We start from the raw sequence: 17621 nt of genomic DNA on the forward strand, positions 1-17621 counted from the left end.
TCACCGCAGGGCCGCGGCGAGCGGCCGCGCCAGCTCGCCGTTGGTCCCCACGGTGACCTGCGACAGGTTCAGCCACGACGCCATCGTGCGCAGCTCCTGCGCGAGCGGCCCGGCGATCCGTTCCGGCGTCTGCTCCGGCTCGGTGAAGGCGCCGACGACATGCAGCGCGCCGTTGGCCCGGTCGGCCTTCAGGTCGACGCGGCCGACCAACATGCCGTCGAGCAGAAACGGCCACACGTAGTACCCGTACTGGCGCTTGGCCGCCGGCGTGTAGATCTCGATGCGGTAGCGGAACCCGCCGAAGAGCCGCTCGACGCGCGGCCGGAAGAAGATCAACGGGTCGAACGGGCACAGCAGCGCGGTGCCCCGGTCGCGCCGCGGCACCTTCTGACCCGCCCGCAGATACCCCGGCGCCTGCCAGCCGTCCACCTCGACGGCCTCCAGTTCGCCGTCGGCGACCAGTTCGGCGACCGCCGGCTTGGACTGCCGCGGCGAGAGCCGGAAATAGTCGCGGATGTCGGCCTCGGTCGCCACCCCCAGCGCACCTGCCGCGCGCAACGTCAGCTGCCGTAGCGCGGCGTCGTCGGCCACCTCGCGGCCGACCACCTCCGCGGGCAGCACCCGGTCGGTGAGGTCGTAGTGGCGGGCGAAGCCCACCCGGGTGGCCGTGGTCAACTGCCCGGACGCGAACAGCGCCTCGGTCACCCATTTGGTGTCGCTGCGGTCCCACCAGGGACCCTTGCGGCCGCGCTGCTCGGCGCCCAGGTGCGCCTCGATCTGCCCGGCCGTCGACGGCCCGAGCTCCTCGACCGCCGCCAGGATCTTCTCCGCCAGCCGCGGGTTCTTCTTGACGATGTGCGTGCCCCACCGCCCGTGGGTGTACTCGCGCATGCGCCACCGCAACAGCGGCCAGTCGTCGATGGCCATCAGCGCGGCCTCGTGCGCCCAGTACTCGACGAGCAGCCGCGGCGAGCGCGCCGTGTGGCTCCACGCCGCCGCGTCGAGCACACCGCGGTCATAGGGTCCGAGCCGGCTGAACACCGGCGCGTAGTGCGCCCGCACCGCCACCGACACCGAGTCCAGCTGCAGCACCTGGATCCGGGAGATCAGCCGACGCAGATGGGTGCGGTTGACCGGGCCCCGTGGCTTGGGTTCGGCGAGGCCCTGCGCCGCGACGGCGATGCGCCGGGCCTGTGCAGCCGTGAGTCTGGTCGCCACCACCCCATCCTGTCGCAGCCCACCGACAGCGTCGCCGACGGTTACCCGCGGTGGTAGCTGTAGAACCGGTAGCGCAGCCCCGAACTACTGGTCAGCCACTCTCCGGCTCCGCCGATCCACGCTTCGTCGAGGACCGGCGCCACCGCGTCCCCGTCGCGGCGCGGCAGCTCGATGTCCACTTCGGTGACCTCGGCGCGCGTCGCGGCCGGCAGCGCGGCCGCATACACCGCTGCGCCGCCGATCACCCAGGTCGTCTCGTCGGTGAGCGCATCGTCGAGCCCGGCCACCACGTCGGCGCCGTCGGCCACATAGTCGGTGCGACGGGTGAGGACGACGTTGCGCCGCCCCGGCAGCGGACGCACCTTGGGCGGCAGCGACTCCCAGGTCAACCGCCCCATCACCACGGTGTGACCCATGGTGATCTCCTTGAACCTGGCCTGATCCTCGGGTAGTCGCCACGGGATGCCGCCGTCGCGGCCGATGACACCGGAGGTCGACTGGGCCCAGATCAACCCGACGTTCAAGCCCACGATTCGGCCCTGCAAGCAGGCCTCATACCGCAACCGGGGCCTTGATCGCCGGATGCGGATCGTAGTTGAGGATCGCGACGTCCTCGTAGGTGTAGTCGAAGATCGAATCACGCGGCGCCAGAACGAGTTCCGGGTACGGCCGCGGATCCCGGCTGAGCTGTTGGGTGACCTGCTCGACGTGGTTGTCGTAGATGTGGCAGTCGCCGCCGGTCCAGATGAACTCGCCGACGTCCAGCCCGGCCTGCGCGGCCATCATGTGGGTGAGCAGCGCGTAGCTGGCGATGTTGAACGGCACGCCGAGGAACAGGTCGGCGCTGCGCTGGTAGAGCTGGCAGCTCAACCGCCCGTCGGCGACGTAGAACTGGAAGAACGCGTGACACGGCGGCAGCGCCATCTGCGCGATCTCCCCGACATTCCACGCCGAGACGATGATGCGACGCGAATCCGGGTCGGTCTTGAGCAGGTCGAGCGCGGCGCTGATCTGGTCGATGTGCTCACCTGACGGGGTCGGCCACGACCGCCACTGCACGCCGTAGACCGGGCCGAGATCACCTGAGTCACTTGCCCATTCATCCCAGATCGTGACGCCGTGCTCTCTCAGCCATCCGACGTTGGAGTCGCCGCGCAAAAACCACAGCAGCTCGTAGATGATCGATTTGGTGTGCACCTTCTTGGTGGTGATCAACGGAAAACCGGCCGCCAGGTCATAGCGCATCTGATGGCCGAACACGCTGCGGGTGCCGGTGCCGGTGCGGTCGGATTTCGGTGTGCCCTCTTCGAGCACCAGGCGCAGAAGATCCTCGTAGGGTGTAGCGATCGGCACGTCCGCCAGCCTAGTCCGAAACCAACGAGTAGAACGGAAGCCATGCCGAGTATCTCCACGACCATCACCACCGCTGACGGCACCTGCCCCGCCACACTGCACACGCCCAACGGCAGCGGCCCGTGGACGGGCGTGGTCATGTACGTCGACGCCGGCGGTGTGCGCGACACCTTCCAGGACATGGCGGCCCGGCTGGCCGGGTTCGGCCATGCGGTGTTGCTGCCCGACGTGTACTACCGGCACGGCGACTGGGAGCCGTTCGACATGTCCACGGCCTTCACCGACGCCAAGCAACGCTCGCGGCTGTTCCGGATGATCTCGAGCGTCACCCCGGACATGATGGCCGCCGACGCGGCCGCGTTCTTCGACTTTCTGGCCGCCCGCCCCGAGGTCAAGGGCGACGCGTTCGGCGTCTGCGGTTACTGCATGGGTGGACGCACCTCGATCATCGTGGCCGGCCGGGTGCCCGACCGGGTCGCCGCGGCGGGGTCGTTTCACGCCAGCGGCCTGGTCACCGACGAGCCCACCAGCCCGCACCTGCTCGCCGACCGGATCGAGGCCACCGTGTACGTCGCCGGAGCCAGCAATGACCAGGGCTTCACCCGCGGCGACGCCGAGACGCTGGACAAGGCGCTGACCGCCGCCGACGTCACCCACACCGTCGAGTTCTATCCCGCGGGCCACGGTTTCGCCGTTCCCGACAACGCGCCGTACGACCCCGAGGCCGCCGAGCGGCACTGGATCGCGCTGCAGGATCTGTTCGAGACCGCGCTGCCGAATTGAGCCTCAGACCGACCCTGCGGCGACGGGTATCGGGCGATACGCGACGATTATCAGATGCACGACCAGGACCCCGCTGACCAAGCGGCCGCCAGCGACGTCGGATTCCGCATCGACCCGGTGCTGGCCCGCAGCTGGCTGCTGGTCAACGGCGCGCAGTACGAGCGGTTCACACCCGCGGCGAGGTCCCGCGCCGACATCGTCGTCCTGGACATCGAGGACGCCGTGGCGCCCAAGGACAAGGACAGCGCCCGCGACAACGTGATCCGGTGGCTGGCCGAGGGCAACACCGACTGGGTCCGCGTCAACGGCTTCGGAACCCCGTGGTGGGCCGACGACCTGGCGATGCTGTCGGGCACCTCGGTGGGCGGGGTGATGCTGGCGATGGTCGAATCCGTCGACCACGTCACCGAAACCGCCAACCGGCTGCCCAACGTCCCGATCGTCGCGCTGGTCGAAACCGCGCGCGGGCTGGAACGCATCACCCAGATCGCCGCCACCAAGGGCACGTTCCGGCTGGCGTTCGGGATCGGCGACTTCCGCCGCGACACCGGTTTCGGTGACCAACCCACGACGCTGGCCTACGCGCGGTCCCGGTTCACGATCGCCGCCAAGGCCGCGCACCTACCGAGCGCGATCGACGGGCCGACCGTCGGGCACAGCGCGCTGGTGCTCAGTGAGGCGACCGCGGTGTCAGCCGAGTTCGGCATGACCGGCAAGATCTGCCTCACCCCCGAACAGTGCCCGATGGTGAACGAAGGACTTTCTCCGTCAGGGGATGAAATCGCCTGGGCCAAAGAGTTTTTCATAGAGTTCGAGCGTGACGGCGGGGAGATCCGCAACGGCTCGGATCTGCCCCGCATCGCCAGGGCGAACAAGATCCTTGATCTGGCCCGCGCCTACGGCATCGAGGTGCCCGAGTACGACGACATCGACGACCCGGCCCACATTCCGGCGCCGTCGGACACCTACCACTACTGAGCTTTGTCGTCCTGCCTGTGCAGGAACGTTCTGAGTGCGCGTAACACACCCCGCCCCGCGTAGATGCCGGCCGCCACGGACAGCACGATCATCGCGATGAACATCACCAGCCAGTTGGACCGGCTGTGGCTGACGTTCCACCACACGATCGTGAACAGCACCGCACAGAGGAACACGACGATGTCGCGCCAGTTGCCCTTGTACGACATCGCGGCCTCGCGCAGTTCGCGGCTGCGCTCGCCGGCCGCGATCAGGTCGTCGATGCGCTGATCGATGCTGGCCTGTAGCCGGGCCCGGCGCTCCACCTGCTCTGGCGGAATACGTTCGAGCAGGTCGATATCCTTGACGATCTGCTCGCGAACGTCGGGCGGTTTGAGGTTTCCCGCGATGACGCCCAGCATGGCACCGCCGGCGATAGGTGCCGCGCCCAAGGCTAATTCGGCGATACCCGGCATTACTGTGTCCCCTCGGTCATTCCATCAGCATGGCGGCCAAGGTGCCGCCGAGCTCGTAGGCGCGCTCACGAACGCCGCTGTCGAGGCCGCCGACGATCTCGAGCGTATCGGCGGACTTGGCCAGCGCCAGCCCGGTCGCAAGCTTTTCTACCGCGTTGACCGCGCCCGTGGTGTCGTTATTGCCGTGCACCCACAGCCCGTAGGGCCGGCCGGCGACGTGATCGAGGCTCGGGTAGTAGACGGTGTCGAAGAAGTGCTTCAGCGCGCCGCTCATGTAGCCGAAGTTCGCGGTGGTCCCGAACAGGTAGCCGTCGGCGTCGAGCATGTCGGGCAGCGTCGCGGCCAACGCGGGCCGCACCGCGACGTCGACGCCGGTGATCTCGGGGTCCTTGGCGCCGTCGAGGACGGCCTCCAGGAGTTCGCGGGTGGCCGGCGAGGGCGTGTGATGTACGACGAGCAGCGTCTTGCTCACGGTGAACGCGCCTCCATTTCGACCGCCTTTTTCATCGCCTCCCGCGCGCGGCTGCGGTCACCGGCATAGTCGTACGCGCGGGCCAGCCGGTACCAGCGGCGCCAGTTGTCCGGATCGTTCTGCAGTTCCTGGCGCACCGTGACGAACAACGCGTCGGCCGCCTCGCGTTGGATCCGTCCCGAAGCCATCCGCGGCAAGGAGCTGACGTCGAGCTCCATGCCTTCTTCGGTGACGATGCGCGCCAGCCGCTGATGGGTGAGCCCGGCGCGCAGCGTGCTGACCATGGCCCAGGCCCCGATCATCGGAAACACCATCAACGCAAGCCCCAAGCCGACGGCGGCGGTCTCCCCCGTGGTGATGAACGCCATCGCGATGCGGCCGAGCAACAGGAAGTAGACGACCAGTGCGATGCACATGAAGCCGATCAGCAGTTGGATGCGCAGGGCGCGCCCGCCCTCGCTCATTCGAGTTCGAGCAGCGGCTCGATACCTATCGTCAGGCCCGGCCGGTCGGCCACCCGGCGCACCGCCAGCAGCACTCCGGGCACGAACGACGTCCGGTCGATGCTGTCGTGCCTGATCGTCAGCGTCTCACCTTGGGTGCCGAACAGCACTTCCTGGTGCGCGACCAGCCCGGCCAGCCGCACGGAGTGCACCGGGACGCCGTCGACGTCGGCGCCCCGCGCACCTTCGAGCGAAGTGCTGGTGGCATCGGGGTTGGGCGGCAAGCCTTTTCGCGCCTCAGCGATCAACCGCGCGGTCCGTGTCGCGGTGCCCGACGGCGCATCGGCTTTATGCGGATGGTGCAGTTCGATGACCTCGACGGATTCGAAGAAGCGGGCCGCCTGGCGGGCGAACTGCATGGACAGCACCGCGCCGATCGCGAAGTTCGGCGCGATGAGCACCGCGACGTCGGCTTTGTCGGCCAACCACGCGCGCACCTGGTCCAGCCGCTCGTCGGTGAAGCCGGTGGTGCCCACCACCGCATGAATACCGTTGTCGATCAAGAACTTCAGGTTATCCATCACCACGTCGGGATGGGTGAAGTCGATCACCACGTCGGTGTCGGTGTCCACCAACTGGCTCAGCGGGTCGCCGGCATCGACACCGGCGGTGAACGTCAGGTCCTCGGCGGTCTGTACCGCCCGCACCATCGTGGCACCGACCTTGCCTTTTGCCCCCAGCACTCCGACTCGCATGCAGATAGTTTATCGGGTGGCCACCCTAAGCCCTCGCGGTCGCTTACCATCACCGCATGCATGACGCCAAGATCCTGATCTCGGGTGTCACCGGTCAGGTGGCGTCGCCGGTGGCCCAAGCCCTTTCGGCGGACAACCAGGTCTGGGGCATCGCCCGCTTCACCGACCCCGCGGCGCGTGAGCGCCTGGAACTGGCGGGCGTGCGATGCGTGACCGTCAACCTGGCCGCCGGTGATTTCACCGGCGTCCCGTCGGACTTCGACTACGTCCTCAACTTCGCCGTCGCCAAGAGCGGCAGGTGGGACAAGGACCTGGCAGCCAACGCGGAGTCGGTGGGTCTGCTCATGGCGCACTGCGCGGACGCCGAAGCGTTTCTGCACTGCTCCTCGGCGGCGGTCTACGATCCACCCGACGATGAACCGCGCACCGAGGCGGCCGCGCTCGGCGACAACCACAAGGCGTTGTTCCCAACGTATTCCATCTCCAAGATCGCAGCCGAGGTCGTCGCCCGCTCGATGGCGCGCGCGCTTGGTGTGCCCACCACCATCGCCCGGCTCAACGTGCCGTACGGCGACCACGGTGGCTGGCCGTACTTCCACATGGAGATGATGCTCGCGGGCATGCCGATCCCGGTTCCACCCGGAGATGCCGCGCTGTACAACCCGATCCACGAAGAGGACATCATCGCCACCATCCCGAAACTGCTCGAGGCCGCGTCGGTTCCGGCGACCACGGTGAATTGGGCCGGTGACCAACTGGTCAGCCTTCAGCAGTGGTGCACCTACCTGGGTTCGCTGATCGGCCGCACACCGGTCTTCGAAGAAAGCGAGCAGGCGCTGCGCGGCAACCCGGTGGACATCACGCAGTTACGCGAGCTCACCGGCGCGCAAACGACGGTGGACTGGCGCGACGGCCTGCGCCGAATGGTGACGGAATTTCACCCGGAACTGGTTGCGCCCTAACGCGTCTGGCCGCCTAGAGCGGGGATGCGCCGCGGAGGTGCTCGAAAATCAGCGACGTCTGGGTACCGGCAACGTCGGCGTCGGCGTTGAGGTTCTGCACCACGAAAGATCGGAGGTCCTCGATGTCGCGCGCGGCGACGTGCAGGAGGAAGTCGTCTGCGCCCGCCAGGAAGTAGACGTCCATCACCTGCGGCATGCGCCGGATCTGCTCGATGAAGCTGTGGATCTTGCCTCGGGCACTGGATTGCAGGCTCACCGAGATCATCGCCTGCAGTGGCAGGCCGATCGATGCCGGGTCGATGTCGGTGTAGAAGCCGCGGATCACGCCGATCTCCTGCAGGCGGCGGACCCGGCCATGACATGTCGACGGTGCGATGCCGACGCGTTCGGCCAACGCGTTGTTCGACATCCGCGCGTCGGTATGCAGTGCGGTCAGGATCCGGCGGTCGACGTCGTCGACGCTCGCGGGCCGAAGATCCTTCGGCTGACGCCGTTCCTCCGGTGACCTGTTCGAATCTTCTGCACCCACAAACGCAGGTTACAGAAGATTAGGTACATTTATTGCTGGCAATTCGTAGTTTCTTCATAATTGACCGTGCTGAGCGAATCAAGGAGCGGTCATGCGCGTCGGGGTGCCCACCGAGGTCAAAAACAACGAGTTTCGCGTTGCCCTCACCCCGGCCGGGGTCGCCGAGTTCGTCCGCCGCGGCCATGAGGTGATCATCCAATCCGGGGCAGGCGAGGGTTCGGCTGTCTCTGATGCCGAGTTCGAAGGTGCCGGGGCTCAGTTGATCAACGATGCGGACCGGGTCTGGGCGGCGGCGGATCTGGTGTTGAAGGTCAAGGAGCCCATCGAACCCGAATACCATCGCCTGTGCAGGGGCCAGACCCTGTTTGCCTACCTGCATCTGGCGGCGTCCCCGGCGCTGACCGACGCACTGCTGGCGTCCCGGGTGACCGCGATCGCCTACGAAACGGTGCAGACCGCGGGCCCGGACGGATCGGCCGCCCTACCGCTGCTGGCACCGATGAGCGAGGTCGCGGGCCGGATGGGCGCGCAGGTCGGCGCCTATCACCTGATGCGCAGTCACGGCGGCCGCGGCGTGCTGATGGGCGGTGTGCCCGGGGTCGCGCCCGCCGAGGTCGTCGTGATCGGCGCGGGCACCGCCGGCTACAACGCCGCGCGCGTGGCGGCCGGGATGGGCGCACACGTCACGGTTTTCGACGTCAACCTGAACAAGTTACGCCAGCTGGACGCCGAATTGCGCGGCCGCGTCCAGACCCGGTACTCCTCGACCCTCGACCTCGAAGACGCGGTCCGCCACGCTGACCTGGTGATCGGTGCGGTGCTGGTGCCCGGGGCCAGGGCACCCAAGCTCGTCACCAACGCCACCGTCGCGCGGATGCGGCCGGGCGCGGTGCTCGTCGACATCGCCATCGACCAGGGCGGGTGCTTCGAGGACTCGCGGCCGACCACCCACGACGACCCCACGTTCGCCGTCCACCACACCGTGTTCTATTGCGTGGCCAACATGCCCGGCGCGCTGCCGCGGACGTCGACCTTCGCCCTGACCAACGCCACCGTGCCCTATGCATTGCGGCTGGCCGACCTGGGCTGGAAGCAGGCGTGCCGGGCCGATCCCGCGCTGGCCAAGGGCTTGGCCACCCATGACGGTGCGCTGCTCTCCGAAGAAGTGGCCGACACCCTTCGCCTGCCACTCACTGATCCGTCATCTGTGCTGGTCACAGGCATAACAACCGGGTGTGACTTTGCTGACATAAGGGTCGGCGGGCCAGAAGTATAGGGATTCGCCCGATTCCTCCCGGGGTGGATTGCCCTAGCGTTGTCACCGCGGCTGGCGTTCACACGCGCGGGGGGACAGCCGCACACCAGAGGGCCCCCGGCCACGAGGGGAGGTCGGGCGGCGCTGGTGATTACACCAGCACTCTCGGCACGACCAACCTCGCCAATTCGCCGATCAGGGGACGTAGACCGGCGGCCTTCGGATCACTTGCCTGTGAACGGGTCATCAGCGCGAGAAGAATCCGCTGCCCGTCAGGGCCGTAGGCGATGCCCACATCGTTGGTGCTGCCGTAATCGCCGCTGCCGGTCTTGTCCGCGCTGGTCCATCCCTGCGGCAGACCCGCGCGCATGCTCGACGTCTGGTTCGCCCGCATCCAGTCCTCGAGCTGGCTGCGCTGCGGCGGCGCGAGGACGTCACCGGCGAGCAGGTTGCGGTAGCCGCCACCGAGCGCTTCGGGGGTGCTGGTGTCGCGAAGATCACCGGGTATGGCCGAGTTCAACTCGGTCTCCCAGCGGTCCAGCCGCGACTGCGGATCCCCGATGCTGCGTGCGAACGCGGTGATGGCCTGCGGGCCACCGATCCTGGTCAGCAGCAGGTTGGCTGCGGTGTTGTCGCTGCGCTGCAACGCCGCCCGACACAGTTCGGCCAGGCTCACTTCCCCACCGGCGCGCGCTTCGGTGACCGGTGAGTTGGCCACGATGTCGCCGGGGTCGACGAACACCCGTTCCTCCAACGACAATTCGCCGTGTTCGGCCATCTGCAGCACCCTTGCCGCCGCGTAGGCCTTGAACGTCGAGCACATCGCGAACCGCTCCTGCGCCCGGTGTGCCACCGCGTTTCCGGACGCCAAATTCACGGCGAACACACCGATCAACGCGCCCTGCTGGTGTTCCAGCGCCGCGATCTGGTCCTGGATCGGTGGTGCCGGATCGGCAAGGGCGATTTTCTGGGTGCTTGCGGCCGCTGCCGCGAGCGTGAGCCCGCCGACCAGGATGCGCCGCCGTGAGAGTCGAGTCATCGACCCCAGCGTAGGTGATCGGCCGGCGATGGCCCCAGCACGGGTGGGGCTCAATTCGGTTGTGGCGGAACGAGCATTGATTGCCACGTCTGGCCCTGCGCACTCCGCCCGAGATCGGACTGGGTGAACAACTGCCCGTCGGGGCCTCGGTATGCGCCGGTTTCGGGGTCGTAGTGTGCTGTCGCAATCGGCGACGCCGGCGGCGCGAGCTGCGGAATCGGCTGCCCGGACAGCGTGGCGTTCGGGTCGCCTTTCCAGTTGAAGCCGTCGTTGAGGGGCACATAGTTCTCGTCGCTTTCACACATCCGCACTGTGGGCGCCCGCTTACCCGGCCGCGTTTGGCATGGCAAGTTGCGTGCGCCACGGACGTTGAACGGGGCGTCCTGCGGGATCCTGCAGTAGATGTCACCGGCCGGCCGGGCCGGATAGTCGGTCTCACTGGGTGACCTGCGCTGCTGCGCCGGCAGATACCCGGTGGCGCAGACCGGCGGGAGATTGACGTTCAGATTGAAGCTCAGATATCCCCCCTTGTACGGCCCCTTCACATCTCGGTTGGCCAAGCCTGCCCCCTGCACCACAGCGGTGTTCTGCGGAAGGAGCACCAGAAGCTGCTCGATGCTGGCCTGGTAGGTCAGCGCAACCTCACCGACGCTGACCAGGTTCGCCAACAGCACCGGCAGGGTGGGCTGGACGAGGTCCACCGCCTGGCGTAATTCGTCCGCGCCGGCCGGGCCACGTTCGAGCAACCGGGTCAGCTCGGCGTCGTGGGTGCGGACTTGGTCGGTGATGTCGGCGAGATGGGCTGCCCAGGCACGGACCGATCCGGCCGTGCGGGTCTGAGTTTCGAGCACCGGCGGCGCATCCTCGATCAGCCCGGTGAGAAAGTCCAACTCGCTGCGCGCATCGGTGGCCAGCGTCGTGGATCCCCGGATCAGCCGCGATAATTCGGGCCCCAGGCCACCGAACGCCATGTAGGCCTCGTCGACGGTGGTCTGCAGGTTGTCGCGCGGAATCGCCTCCAGCCCCTCGTTCGTCGCATTCAGAAGAGCGTTGATATCGGGGGGCACCGATGTGCGGTCGAGCCGAATCACATCGCCGTCCTGCAACATGGGGCCGTCGTCAACCCGCGGTGAAAGCGCAACGTACTGCTCGCCGATCGCGGACTGGCTGCGCACGCTGGCATCGAGATCTGCGGGAATGCTGATTCCGGTCTGCAACGACAACTCGGCCACCACGGCGTCACCGCTCAGGCGGATGTCGTGGACGCGGCCCACTTCGGTGCCTCGGTATGTGACGTTGCCGTTTTTGTACAGGCCCGCCGCGACGGGGAGTTCGACGGTCACGCGGTAGTGTCCGGCGCCGAACAGCAGTTCGGGCAGCCGCATGTAGTTCAGCGTCATGATGGCACCGCCAACTCCGGTGATCACCACGAAAAATGCCAGCTGGATCAGAATTCGACGATTTGGCCGCATGTCACCGTCCCTGATCAAACCGGTACGGGACCACCAACGGATTGGCCGCCGTGTACGGGCTGGGCAGCTGACCGATCGTGCGTCCCCACTGGACCTCGAGCTCGGTGAGATCGCCTTCGAACCGGGTGCCGGTGAACAACGCCGAGTCGATCCGGCTCAGTGTGAGGTCGATGACGGCGGTGAGGTTGGCGTAATCCCCGCGAAACCACTTGGTGAGCGTTTCCTTGGCGAATGGATAGGTGGTGAAGAAGCTCAATGACCGGGTCAACGCCGGCCCGGCGTTGGCCAACGACTCAGCCAGCAACCCAATGTGTTTGAGCTCAGCGACCAGCGCCTCCTTGGTCTGATCGACTGATTCGCTGGCCAGCGCGCCCAACCGGCCGAGCTGATCCAGCGCATCGGCGAGATGATGCCGCACGCCGCTGAGCTCAGCCAGGGCGTCCGGCACGGTGGCCAACGCCGCGTCCACGACCGGTTTCTCGTCGGCGAACTGACCCACCAGACGGTTGAGGCTGTCCGTGGCGTCGATGATGTCACCGGTCTGATCGTTGACGACGGCGACAAACGTGTCGAGTTCGGTCAGCAGGTTGCGAAGGTCGTCCTCCCGACCTGCCAGCGCAGTGCTGAAAGCCTTTGTGATGTCCTGCATCTGGCCGATACCACCACCGTTGAGCAAAAGTGATACCGCCGCCAGTGTCTGTTCGGTCGATGGGTAGGCGCCGCCCGACGCCAGCGGAATCAGCGAACCCTCACGCAGCCGACCCTGCGGTGGCTCACTACTCGGCGCGGCCAGTTCGATGTGAAGCGATCCGAGCAGGCTGGTCTGCCCGACCGTCACCGTCGAATTGGCCGGCAAGTCGACGTCTCCGTTGAGTTTGATGGTCAACAACGCGTGCCAACCCTGCCGCTCGATCTTGGTGACGTTGCCCACCGTCACATCACCCACCCGCACACGGGAGTTCTGCTGAATGTTGTTGACGTCGGGCAGTTGTGCCTGAATCGTGTACGCGCCCGGCCCGTGCCCCTCGGTGCCCGGCATCGGTAGCGTGTTCAAACCGCGCCAGCCGCAGGCTGACATCGATGCGGACAGCACCACTGCCAGCACCGTGGCGGTTAGCCGCCGCCCATGGTGTGCCGTCACGATGCTGCCCCCGGCGCCATCAGCCCGGGCAATCCGGCCAGCGGATCTGTGCTGTGCGCCGTCTGCGCATCGGGACGCAGCCAGTCCTCGCTGTAGGTGACCTCGTTGGGGCGTGCGGCGGTTCCGACGAACGGGTTCATGCCGATCGGCGGGAAGTTGTATTGGCGGTTCTTGATGATCGGTGCCAGGTACTGTACGCACAATTTGGCAGCCTGCTCACCGCTGAGCCGCGACGCCGCCTGCACCCCGCCACAAATGAACGTGATCGGATCGGCGAAGTTACCCACGGCCAGTGCGCCGGTCAAAGTTCCCTGCGCGGGCTGGTAAATATTGATGAAGTTCTGCGCGGCCGTCGGAGCGAGATGTAGCGCCTGCTCCACGTCGTCAAGACTTTCGGTGAGGATCTGCGATACGGCGGCCAGCTTGTCCGAGGCGACGCCCACCGTCTCCTTGTTATCGGCAACGAATGTCTGGACCTCACCGACCACCTCGCTGAGATCTTTGACCGCGGCGCCAACCGAACCGGGATTGCTGGTCAGTCGCCCGGTGACGGCGTCGAGGTTCTGGTTGAGGTGCTGCATCACTTCGGTGCTGCCCTGCAGCGCCGACACCAGCAACGAAAGGTTGCGCACGGCGCTGAAGATGTCGCCGCTGTGATCACCCAGCGCGGCGATCGCCTGTGACATCTGGATCACCGCCTGCCGGATATCAGAACCCTGCCCGCGCAGGTTATCGGCGGCGGTGTTGATGAAGGAGCCGAGCGTGCTGGTCGCGCCCGGCCCGGTCGGCTGCAGCATCTCGGTGATCCGCTCCAGCTGGTCTCGGAAGTCGTCCCATTCGATGGGCACCGCGGTCCGGTCCTGCGGGACCACCGAATGATCCTGCAGTGTCGGACCTTTGGTGTACGCCGGGGTCAGCTGGATGGCCCGCGCGGTCACCAACGACGGTGACAGAATCACCGCGTTCACGTCGGCGGGCACCGGGTAACGGCTGTCGACCCAGAAGTGGATTTCTGCCCGGTGGGGTTGCGGTTCGATTCGGTCGATGCGACCGACCGGGATGCCCAGGATGCGTACTTGGTCGCCGACGAACAGCCCATTGCTGTTGTCGAAGTAGCCGACGATGTGCGTTCGGCCGGTACTGCGATCCGAGGAAACCAGCGCTATCCCGCCGATCAGCACCGCAACCAGTGCGACGGTGAGACCGGTCCGCACCGAGGAAATCCGGAACCTGGTCATGAGCCTGGCTCCGCTGGGATTTCGGCTGCGGACGCCGGCGGACCCGGCGGCGGCCCGCCGCGGGGTGCTGCGGGCAGCGGTTCGCGGTATGGATAGCGCCCGTCGCCGGGCTTTCCGGTGATCGCATCGGGCAGCGCCAGATGGGGCTCACCGCCCTGGCCGGTGCGTGGGTAAGGCACCGGCAGCGCCGGCGTGCCCGGTTGGCCGGTCTGGGGGTCGGTCCGTTCGGATGGCAGCAAAACGTTGGGGTCCAACCCCAGGTCGGCGAAGGCTGCTTCGACAAAGGGCTGGATGAACTGGCCGGGCAGCAGGTTCGCCAGGTACGCCTTGAAGAACGGGCCCGATGCCAACGTCTCCCCCAGCGCCAGCAGATAATCGTTGAGGCCTTTGATCGATTGCTGCACTTCGTCTTTACGGTTCTGCACAAGCGTCAGAACACCGTTCAACTTGTCCAGCGTGGGTTTCAGCGCGGCCCGGTTGTCCGCGATGAACCCGCCGATCTGGCGGCTCGCCGCAGAGACGTTGGCCGAGAGATGGTCCAACGCAGCTCCCTGTGCCTGCAGCTCCGCCAGTAGCGCGCTGGTGTCGGATACCAACCGTACGATCTGATCGCGATGTTCGGCCAAGACTGTGGTCACCCGGTTGGCGTTGGCCAGCAGCTCACGGAGCCGCGCATCGCGTTCGCTCAGCGTTCTGGAGAACCGGGCCACCCCTTGAACGGCGACCTTCAACTGCGGCGGGGTATCGGAGAACGTGTGCGCCAACGTATCTAGCGACTGCGACAGTTGCTCGGTATCCAGCCCGCTGATCGTCGCGGTCAGATCACCCAGGGCGTCGGGCAATTGATACGCCGGCGTGGTCCGCCCGATCGGAATCGGGTGGGAAAGCCGGCCCTGCCCACGCGGGGTGACCTCCAGGATCTTGTTCCCCAGCAGCGCCTTGGTCTTGACCGCCGCTTCACTGCGATCACCCAACCGCACACCGCGGTTCACCGTGAAGGTGACCACCACCTGGGCGCCGTCCAGCGAAACACCGGTGACCTCACCGACTTCCAGACCGGCGACCTGAACGTCGGAACCCTCGGTGAGCCCGCCCGCCTCGGCGAAGTACGCCGCATGCGTGTGCGATCCGGAGAGCACCGGCAACCTGTCATAGTTGAGTGCCGCACCTGCAACAGCGGCCGTCGACACCAGCCCGATGACGCCGATCACCATCGTGTTCCGTTCTTGAAACGACTTCATCGGGGCGCGCACCTCCCCGAGGCCTGTCCCGCGAGCTTGACGTACACCGGCTGACCGCCCTTACCGTTGAGTTTCAGCACCAGGTCACACAGGTAGAAGCTGAAGAAATCCCCGTACATGCCTTGGCGTCCCAGCACCCGATAGGTTTCGGGCAGGGTCGCCAGAAGATTGTCGACGTATTCGTGGTCGGCGACCACGATGCCGGCCGTGCGGTCGGTTTCGTGCAGCGCCTTGCGCAGCGGCGGACGCGAGTGGTGCAGGAGGTCAGCGATCGACGCCGAGGACGCGTTGGCGTAAGTGACCCAGTCGCCGATCTCCTTCTTGCGATCGGCCAGCGCCGCTACCAACTCCGTCAACGAACCGACCGCCTTGGCGAATTGAGTACGCTGATCGGAAAACGAATCCAGAACGGTGTTGAGGTTGTCGATCACCTCTCCGATGAGTTCATCACGGTCGGCCAAGGTGTGCGTCAGCGTGGCCGTCTGGCCGAGTATCGAGCTGATCGTTGCGCCCTCACCCTGGAACGCGCGGATGAGCTGACCGCTCAACGCGTTCACCTGAGCGGGATCCAGCGCCCGAAACAGCGGGCGAAAGCCACCGATCAAGGCGTCGAGGTCGAGCGCCGGCGCGGTTCGTTCGATGGGAATGGTGCTGCCGGGCAGTAGTTTCGCGGTATTGCCGGGCCCCTCCTCCAGCGCGACGTAGCGCCCACCGATGAGGTCGTCGAACCGGACGGCGGCCCTGCTGCCCTGGGTCAGCAGGACCGAATCCTCGGCCGTGAAGGAGACCGCCACGAGACCGTCGTCGCGCAACGAGATGTTGGTGACCTTACCGACTTCGACACCGGCAATCCGCACGAAGTTGCCGCTCTTGAGCCCGGTCACGTTGGTGAACAAGGCGTGGTAGGTCTGAGCGCGCTCGAACCGGAACTGGGCGAAGATCGTCAACAGGGCGAACATGCCGCATAGTGCAACGACCACGAAGATCGACAGCCGCCAGGCAACGCCGCTCAGGTTTTCTCTCACGGGTGTTCACCTCCTGGCATGCCAGCGGGGCCGGGTGCCGGTCCGCCGGGGTGCCGGATGCTGGGTGGCTCCGGCACCGGCCGGGTGACCGGGAAATAGTTGGCCCAGCCCGGAAACCCGATGCCGGGATTGGGCCGATGGTCCAAACCTGCCCCGAAACCCGTGTTGGTCACCAACGCCCGCACCGGGAAGTTCTCGGCGACGTCGGGCAGCGAACCGCAACCCGGCTTGCCGCCCGGGCCGCCCTTGGCCCGCACGATCGGCAGGTTGTCGGGATAGCGGTACGGGTCGTCGCCGAGCAGCACCGCAGCATCGACAATGATCGACTTGCCGTTGAAACCTCCGGTGATGTCGTAGTACCCACTGTCCAGAAGGGCTTTCCCACCGACGAGAAGACACGTCAAGGACGGGTTGTAGGTGGCGACCAGGTTTGTGGTCGGTTCCAACCCGTTGACCGCCCGCACCAACGTGTCCTTGTTCGGCTCGAGCAACGCGGTGCCACTGCGCGCTAGGCCGATGAGGTTGAGCAGCAACGCATCCAAGGCAGCGGCGTGGCTGACCATCGTCCGGCTGGTCACGCTGACCGCGGCCAGCATCTCGAGAATATCGCTGCTGGCTTCGCCGTAGGTGTCACTGAACCCCTTGAGCACCTGCCAGTTCCGCTGCATCACGGCACTGCGGACGTTGAGCGCCGCCAGTACCTCGCCGGCGTCGGTGACGGACCGGCCCATCGCTTCGCCGCGACCGCGCACGCCGTCGGCAACGGCCGAGAGAACCGCGTTCAGTTTTGCCGGATCGACCCTGCGGACCACCCCGACGAGGTTCTCGAAGACGGTATTGACCTCGGCCGTCACATTGTGCGATCGCACCACGTCACCTGCGGACAGCCGAGCTGTGCTCGGGTTGGCTGGGACGATGAGGTCGACGAACTTTGCGCCGAACGTCGTGGTCGCCGCGATCCGCGCCTCGGCGTTGGCGGGGATGTGCCTGATCTGGTCTGGGTCGATCTCGAGTTCCAGGCTCACTGCGTCGTGTCCGGCATCGATCGCCTTCACCCGGCCGACCTGCACGCCACGCAACTTCACCTTGCCGCCCGATTCCATCACCAGACCGGCACGATCGGACACCAGCGTCACCGGAACGTAAGACCTGAACGACCGAGTGAACGAAGCACCGGACAGCAGCGTCACCGCGACGATGGTTCCGACGAGGATCGTGGCCCACCAAGCCGGATGCAGCCGGCGTCCTCCGTTGCCGATCAC

18 protein-coding genes and 1 pseudogene are annotated in these 17621 nt (G+C 66.6%); 4 read left to right on the forward strand and 15 right to left on the reverse strand.

Features of this window, described 5'->3' with window-relative positions:
* Genes K3U96_RS15915 through K3U96_RS15925 form a run of 3 tightly spaced genes read right to left on the reverse strand, consistent with a single transcriptional unit; the run spans position 1 to position 2571 of the window.
* Positions 1-1218, reverse strand: coding sequence for a winged helix-turn-helix domain-containing protein (locus K3U96_RS15915; RefSeq protein ID WP_220690340.1), 1218 nt, complete (start codon positions 1216-1218; stop codon positions 1-3).
* Positions 1219-1259: 41 nt separating this feature from the next.
* On the reverse strand, positions 1260-1742 hold the full coding sequence (locus tag K3U96_RS15920; protein WP_069405246.1) for a dihydrofolate reductase: 483 nt from the start codon (positions 1740-1742) through the stop codon (positions 1260-1262).
* Between the two features lie 28 nt (positions 1743-1770).
* On the reverse strand, positions 1771-2571 hold the full coding sequence (locus tag K3U96_RS15925) for a thymidylate synthase (RefSeq protein WP_069405231.1): 801 nt from the start codon (positions 2569-2571) through the stop codon (positions 1771-1773).
* A 42-nt stretch (positions 2572-2613) separates the two neighbouring features.
* Here K3U96_RS15925 and K3U96_RS15930 point away from each other — a divergent pair, with 42 nt between their 5' ends.
* A complete protein-coding gene (locus tag K3U96_RS15930; RefSeq protein ID WP_220690341.1) occupies positions 2614-3354 on the forward strand; it encodes a dienelactone hydrolase family protein in 741 nt (246 codons plus the stop codon).
* Positions 3355-3408: 54 nt separating this feature from the next.
* Positions 3409-4332 (forward strand): HpcH/HpaI aldolase/citrate lyase family protein, encoded by a 924-nt coding sequence (locus K3U96_RS15935; RefSeq protein WP_069405233.1) that lies wholly within the window; start codon positions 3409-3411, stop codon positions 4330-4332.
* Here K3U96_RS15935 and K3U96_RS15940 read toward each other — a convergent pair.
* From K3U96_RS15940 to dapB, 4 genes are read right to left on the reverse strand one after another with little or no spacing between them, the layout of a single operon-like run.
* Positions 4326-4787, reverse strand: a complete 462-nt coding sequence (locus K3U96_RS15940) for a hypothetical protein (RefSeq protein ID WP_069405234.1) — start codon at positions 4785-4787, stop codon at positions 4326-4328. The two genes, K3U96_RS15935 and K3U96_RS15940, sit on opposite strands and share 7 nt — an antisense overlap.
* 16 nt (positions 4788-4803) lie before the next feature.
* Positions 4804-5259 carry a flavodoxin family protein gene (locus K3U96_RS15945; protein WP_069405235.1) on the reverse strand — a complete coding sequence of 152 codons (456 nt, stop codon included), beginning with the start codon at positions 5257-5259 and terminating at the stop codon, positions 4804-4806.
* The gene (locus K3U96_RS15950) at positions 5256-5723 is read right to left on the reverse strand and encodes a tetratricopeptide repeat protein (RefSeq protein ID WP_069405236.1); all 468 of its coding nucleotides are present in this window, start codon (positions 5721-5723) and stop codon (positions 5256-5258) included. Before K3U96_RS15950 ends, K3U96_RS15945 begins: the two co-directional genes overlap by 4 nt.
* Entirely contained in the window at positions 5720-6457 is a 738-nt protein-coding gene (gene dapB, locus K3U96_RS15955; protein WP_069405237.1) for a 4-hydroxy-tetrahydrodipicolinate reductase, read from the reverse strand. Before dapB ends, K3U96_RS15950 begins: the two co-directional genes overlap by 4 nt.
* 56 nt (positions 6458-6513) lie before the next feature.
* On the opposite strand from dapB, the gene K3U96_RS15960 reads away from it, so the two are divergent.
* Positions 6514-7419 (forward strand): NAD-dependent epimerase/dehydratase family protein, encoded by a 906-nt coding sequence (locus tag K3U96_RS15960; protein WP_069405238.1) that lies wholly within the window; start codon positions 6514-6516, stop codon positions 7417-7419.
* Positions 7420-7432: 13 nt separating this feature from the next.
* Here K3U96_RS15960 and aldR read toward each other — a convergent pair whose 3' ends face one another.
* On the reverse strand, positions 7433-7948 hold the full coding sequence (aldR, locus tag K3U96_RS15965) for an HTH-type transcriptional regulator AldR (RefSeq protein ID WP_220690342.1): 516 nt from the start codon (positions 7946-7948) through the stop codon (positions 7433-7435).
* Between the two features lie 91 nt (positions 7949-8039).
* On the opposite strand from aldR, the pseudogene ald reads away from it, so the two are divergent.
* Positions 8040-9161, forward strand: a pseudogene (gene ald, locus K3U96_RS15970) (alanine dehydrogenase); the annotation flags it as partial.
* Positions 9162-9354: 193 nt separating this feature from the next.
* Here ald and bla read toward each other — a convergent pair.
* The 7 genes from bla to K3U96_RS16005 are packed head-to-tail and all read right to left on the reverse strand — an operon-like array spanning position 9355 to position 17621.
* The gene (bla, locus tag K3U96_RS15975) at positions 9355-10242 is read right to left on the reverse strand and encodes a class A beta-lactamase (protein ID WP_220690344.1); all 888 of its coding nucleotides are present in this window, start codon (positions 10240-10242) and stop codon (positions 9355-9357) included.
* 50 nt (positions 10243-10292) lie between these two features.
* Entirely contained in the window at positions 10293-11714 is a 1422-nt protein-coding gene (locus K3U96_RS15980) for an MCE family protein (protein ID WP_220690345.1), read from the reverse strand.
* A gap of 1 nt (position 11715) precedes the next feature.
* A complete protein-coding gene (locus K3U96_RS15985) occupies positions 11716-12855 on the reverse strand; it encodes an MCE family protein (RefSeq protein ID WP_372515035.1) in 1140 nt (379 codons plus the stop codon).
* Positions 12852-14093: an MCE family protein gene (locus K3U96_RS15990; RefSeq protein ID WP_220690346.1), complete on the reverse strand. Its 1242-nt coding sequence runs from the start codon at positions 14091-14093 to the stop codon at positions 12852-12854. The genes K3U96_RS15985 and K3U96_RS15990 overlap by 4 nt, the downstream gene beginning before the upstream one ends.
* Positions 14090-15334: an MCE family protein gene (locus K3U96_RS15995; RefSeq protein WP_220690347.1), complete on the reverse strand. Its 1245-nt coding sequence runs from the start codon at positions 15332-15334 to the stop codon at positions 14090-14092. The genes K3U96_RS15990 and K3U96_RS15995 overlap by 4 nt, the downstream gene beginning before the upstream one ends.
* Positions 15331-16359, reverse strand: a complete 1029-nt coding sequence (locus K3U96_RS16000) for an MCE family protein (protein WP_220690348.1) — start codon at positions 16357-16359, stop codon at positions 15331-15333. The genes K3U96_RS15995 and K3U96_RS16000 overlap by 4 nt, the downstream gene beginning before the upstream one ends.
* Positions 16356-17621, reverse strand: a complete 1266-nt coding sequence (locus tag K3U96_RS16005) for an MCE family protein (RefSeq protein WP_230982165.1) — start codon at positions 17619-17621, stop codon at positions 16356-16358. The genes K3U96_RS16000 and K3U96_RS16005 overlap by 4 nt, the downstream gene beginning before the upstream one ends.

The sequence above is a fragment of the Mycolicibacterium holsaticum DSM 44478 = JCM 12374 genome, from assembly GCF_019645835.1.
GTDB lineage: Bacteria > Actinomycetota > Actinomycetes > Mycobacteriales > Mycobacteriaceae > Mycobacterium > Mycobacterium holsaticum.

What these genes read in the sequence shown, in the direction of transcription:
- K3U96_RS15930 (WP_220690341.1), top strand. Translation starts at nt 2,614, where the DNA reads ATGCCGAGTATCTCCACGACCATCACCACCGCTGACGGCACCTGCCCC.
- K3U96_RS15935 (WP_069405233.1), top strand. Translation starts at nt 3,409, where the DNA reads ATGCACGACCAGGACCCCGCTGACCAAGCGGCCGCCAGCGACGTCGGA.
- K3U96_RS15940 (WP_069405234.1), bottom strand. Translation starts at nt 4,787, where the DNA reads ATGCCGGGTATCGCCGAATTAGCCTTGGGCGCGGCACCTATCGCCGGC.
- K3U96_RS15950 (WP_069405236.1), bottom strand. Translation starts at nt 5,723, where the DNA reads ATGAGCGAGGGCGGGCGCGCCCTGCGCATCCAACTGCTGATCGGCTTC.
- dapB (WP_069405237.1), bottom strand. Translation starts at nt 6,457, where the DNA reads ATGCGAGTCGGAGTGCTGGGGGCAAAAGGCAAGGTCGGTGCCACGATG.
- K3U96_RS15960 (WP_069405238.1), top strand. Translation starts at nt 6,514, where the DNA reads ATGCATGACGCCAAGATCCTGATCTCGGGTGTCACCGGTCAGGTGGCG.
- bla (WP_220690344.1), bottom strand. Translation starts at nt 10,242, where the DNA reads ATGACTCGACTCTCACGGCGGCGCATCCTGGTCGGCGGGCTCACGCTC.
- K3U96_RS15980 (WP_220690345.1), bottom strand. Translation starts at nt 11,714, where the DNA reads ATGCGGCCAAATCGTCGAATTCTGATCCAGCTGGCATTTTTCGTGGTG.
- K3U96_RS15990 (WP_220690346.1), bottom strand. Translation starts at nt 14,093, where the DNA reads ATGACCAGGTTCCGGATTTCCTCGGTGCGGACCGGTCTCACCGTCGCA.
- K3U96_RS15995 (WP_220690347.1), bottom strand. Translation starts at nt 15,334, where the DNA reads ATGAAGTCGTTTCAAGAACGGAACACGATGGTGATCGGCGTCATCGGG.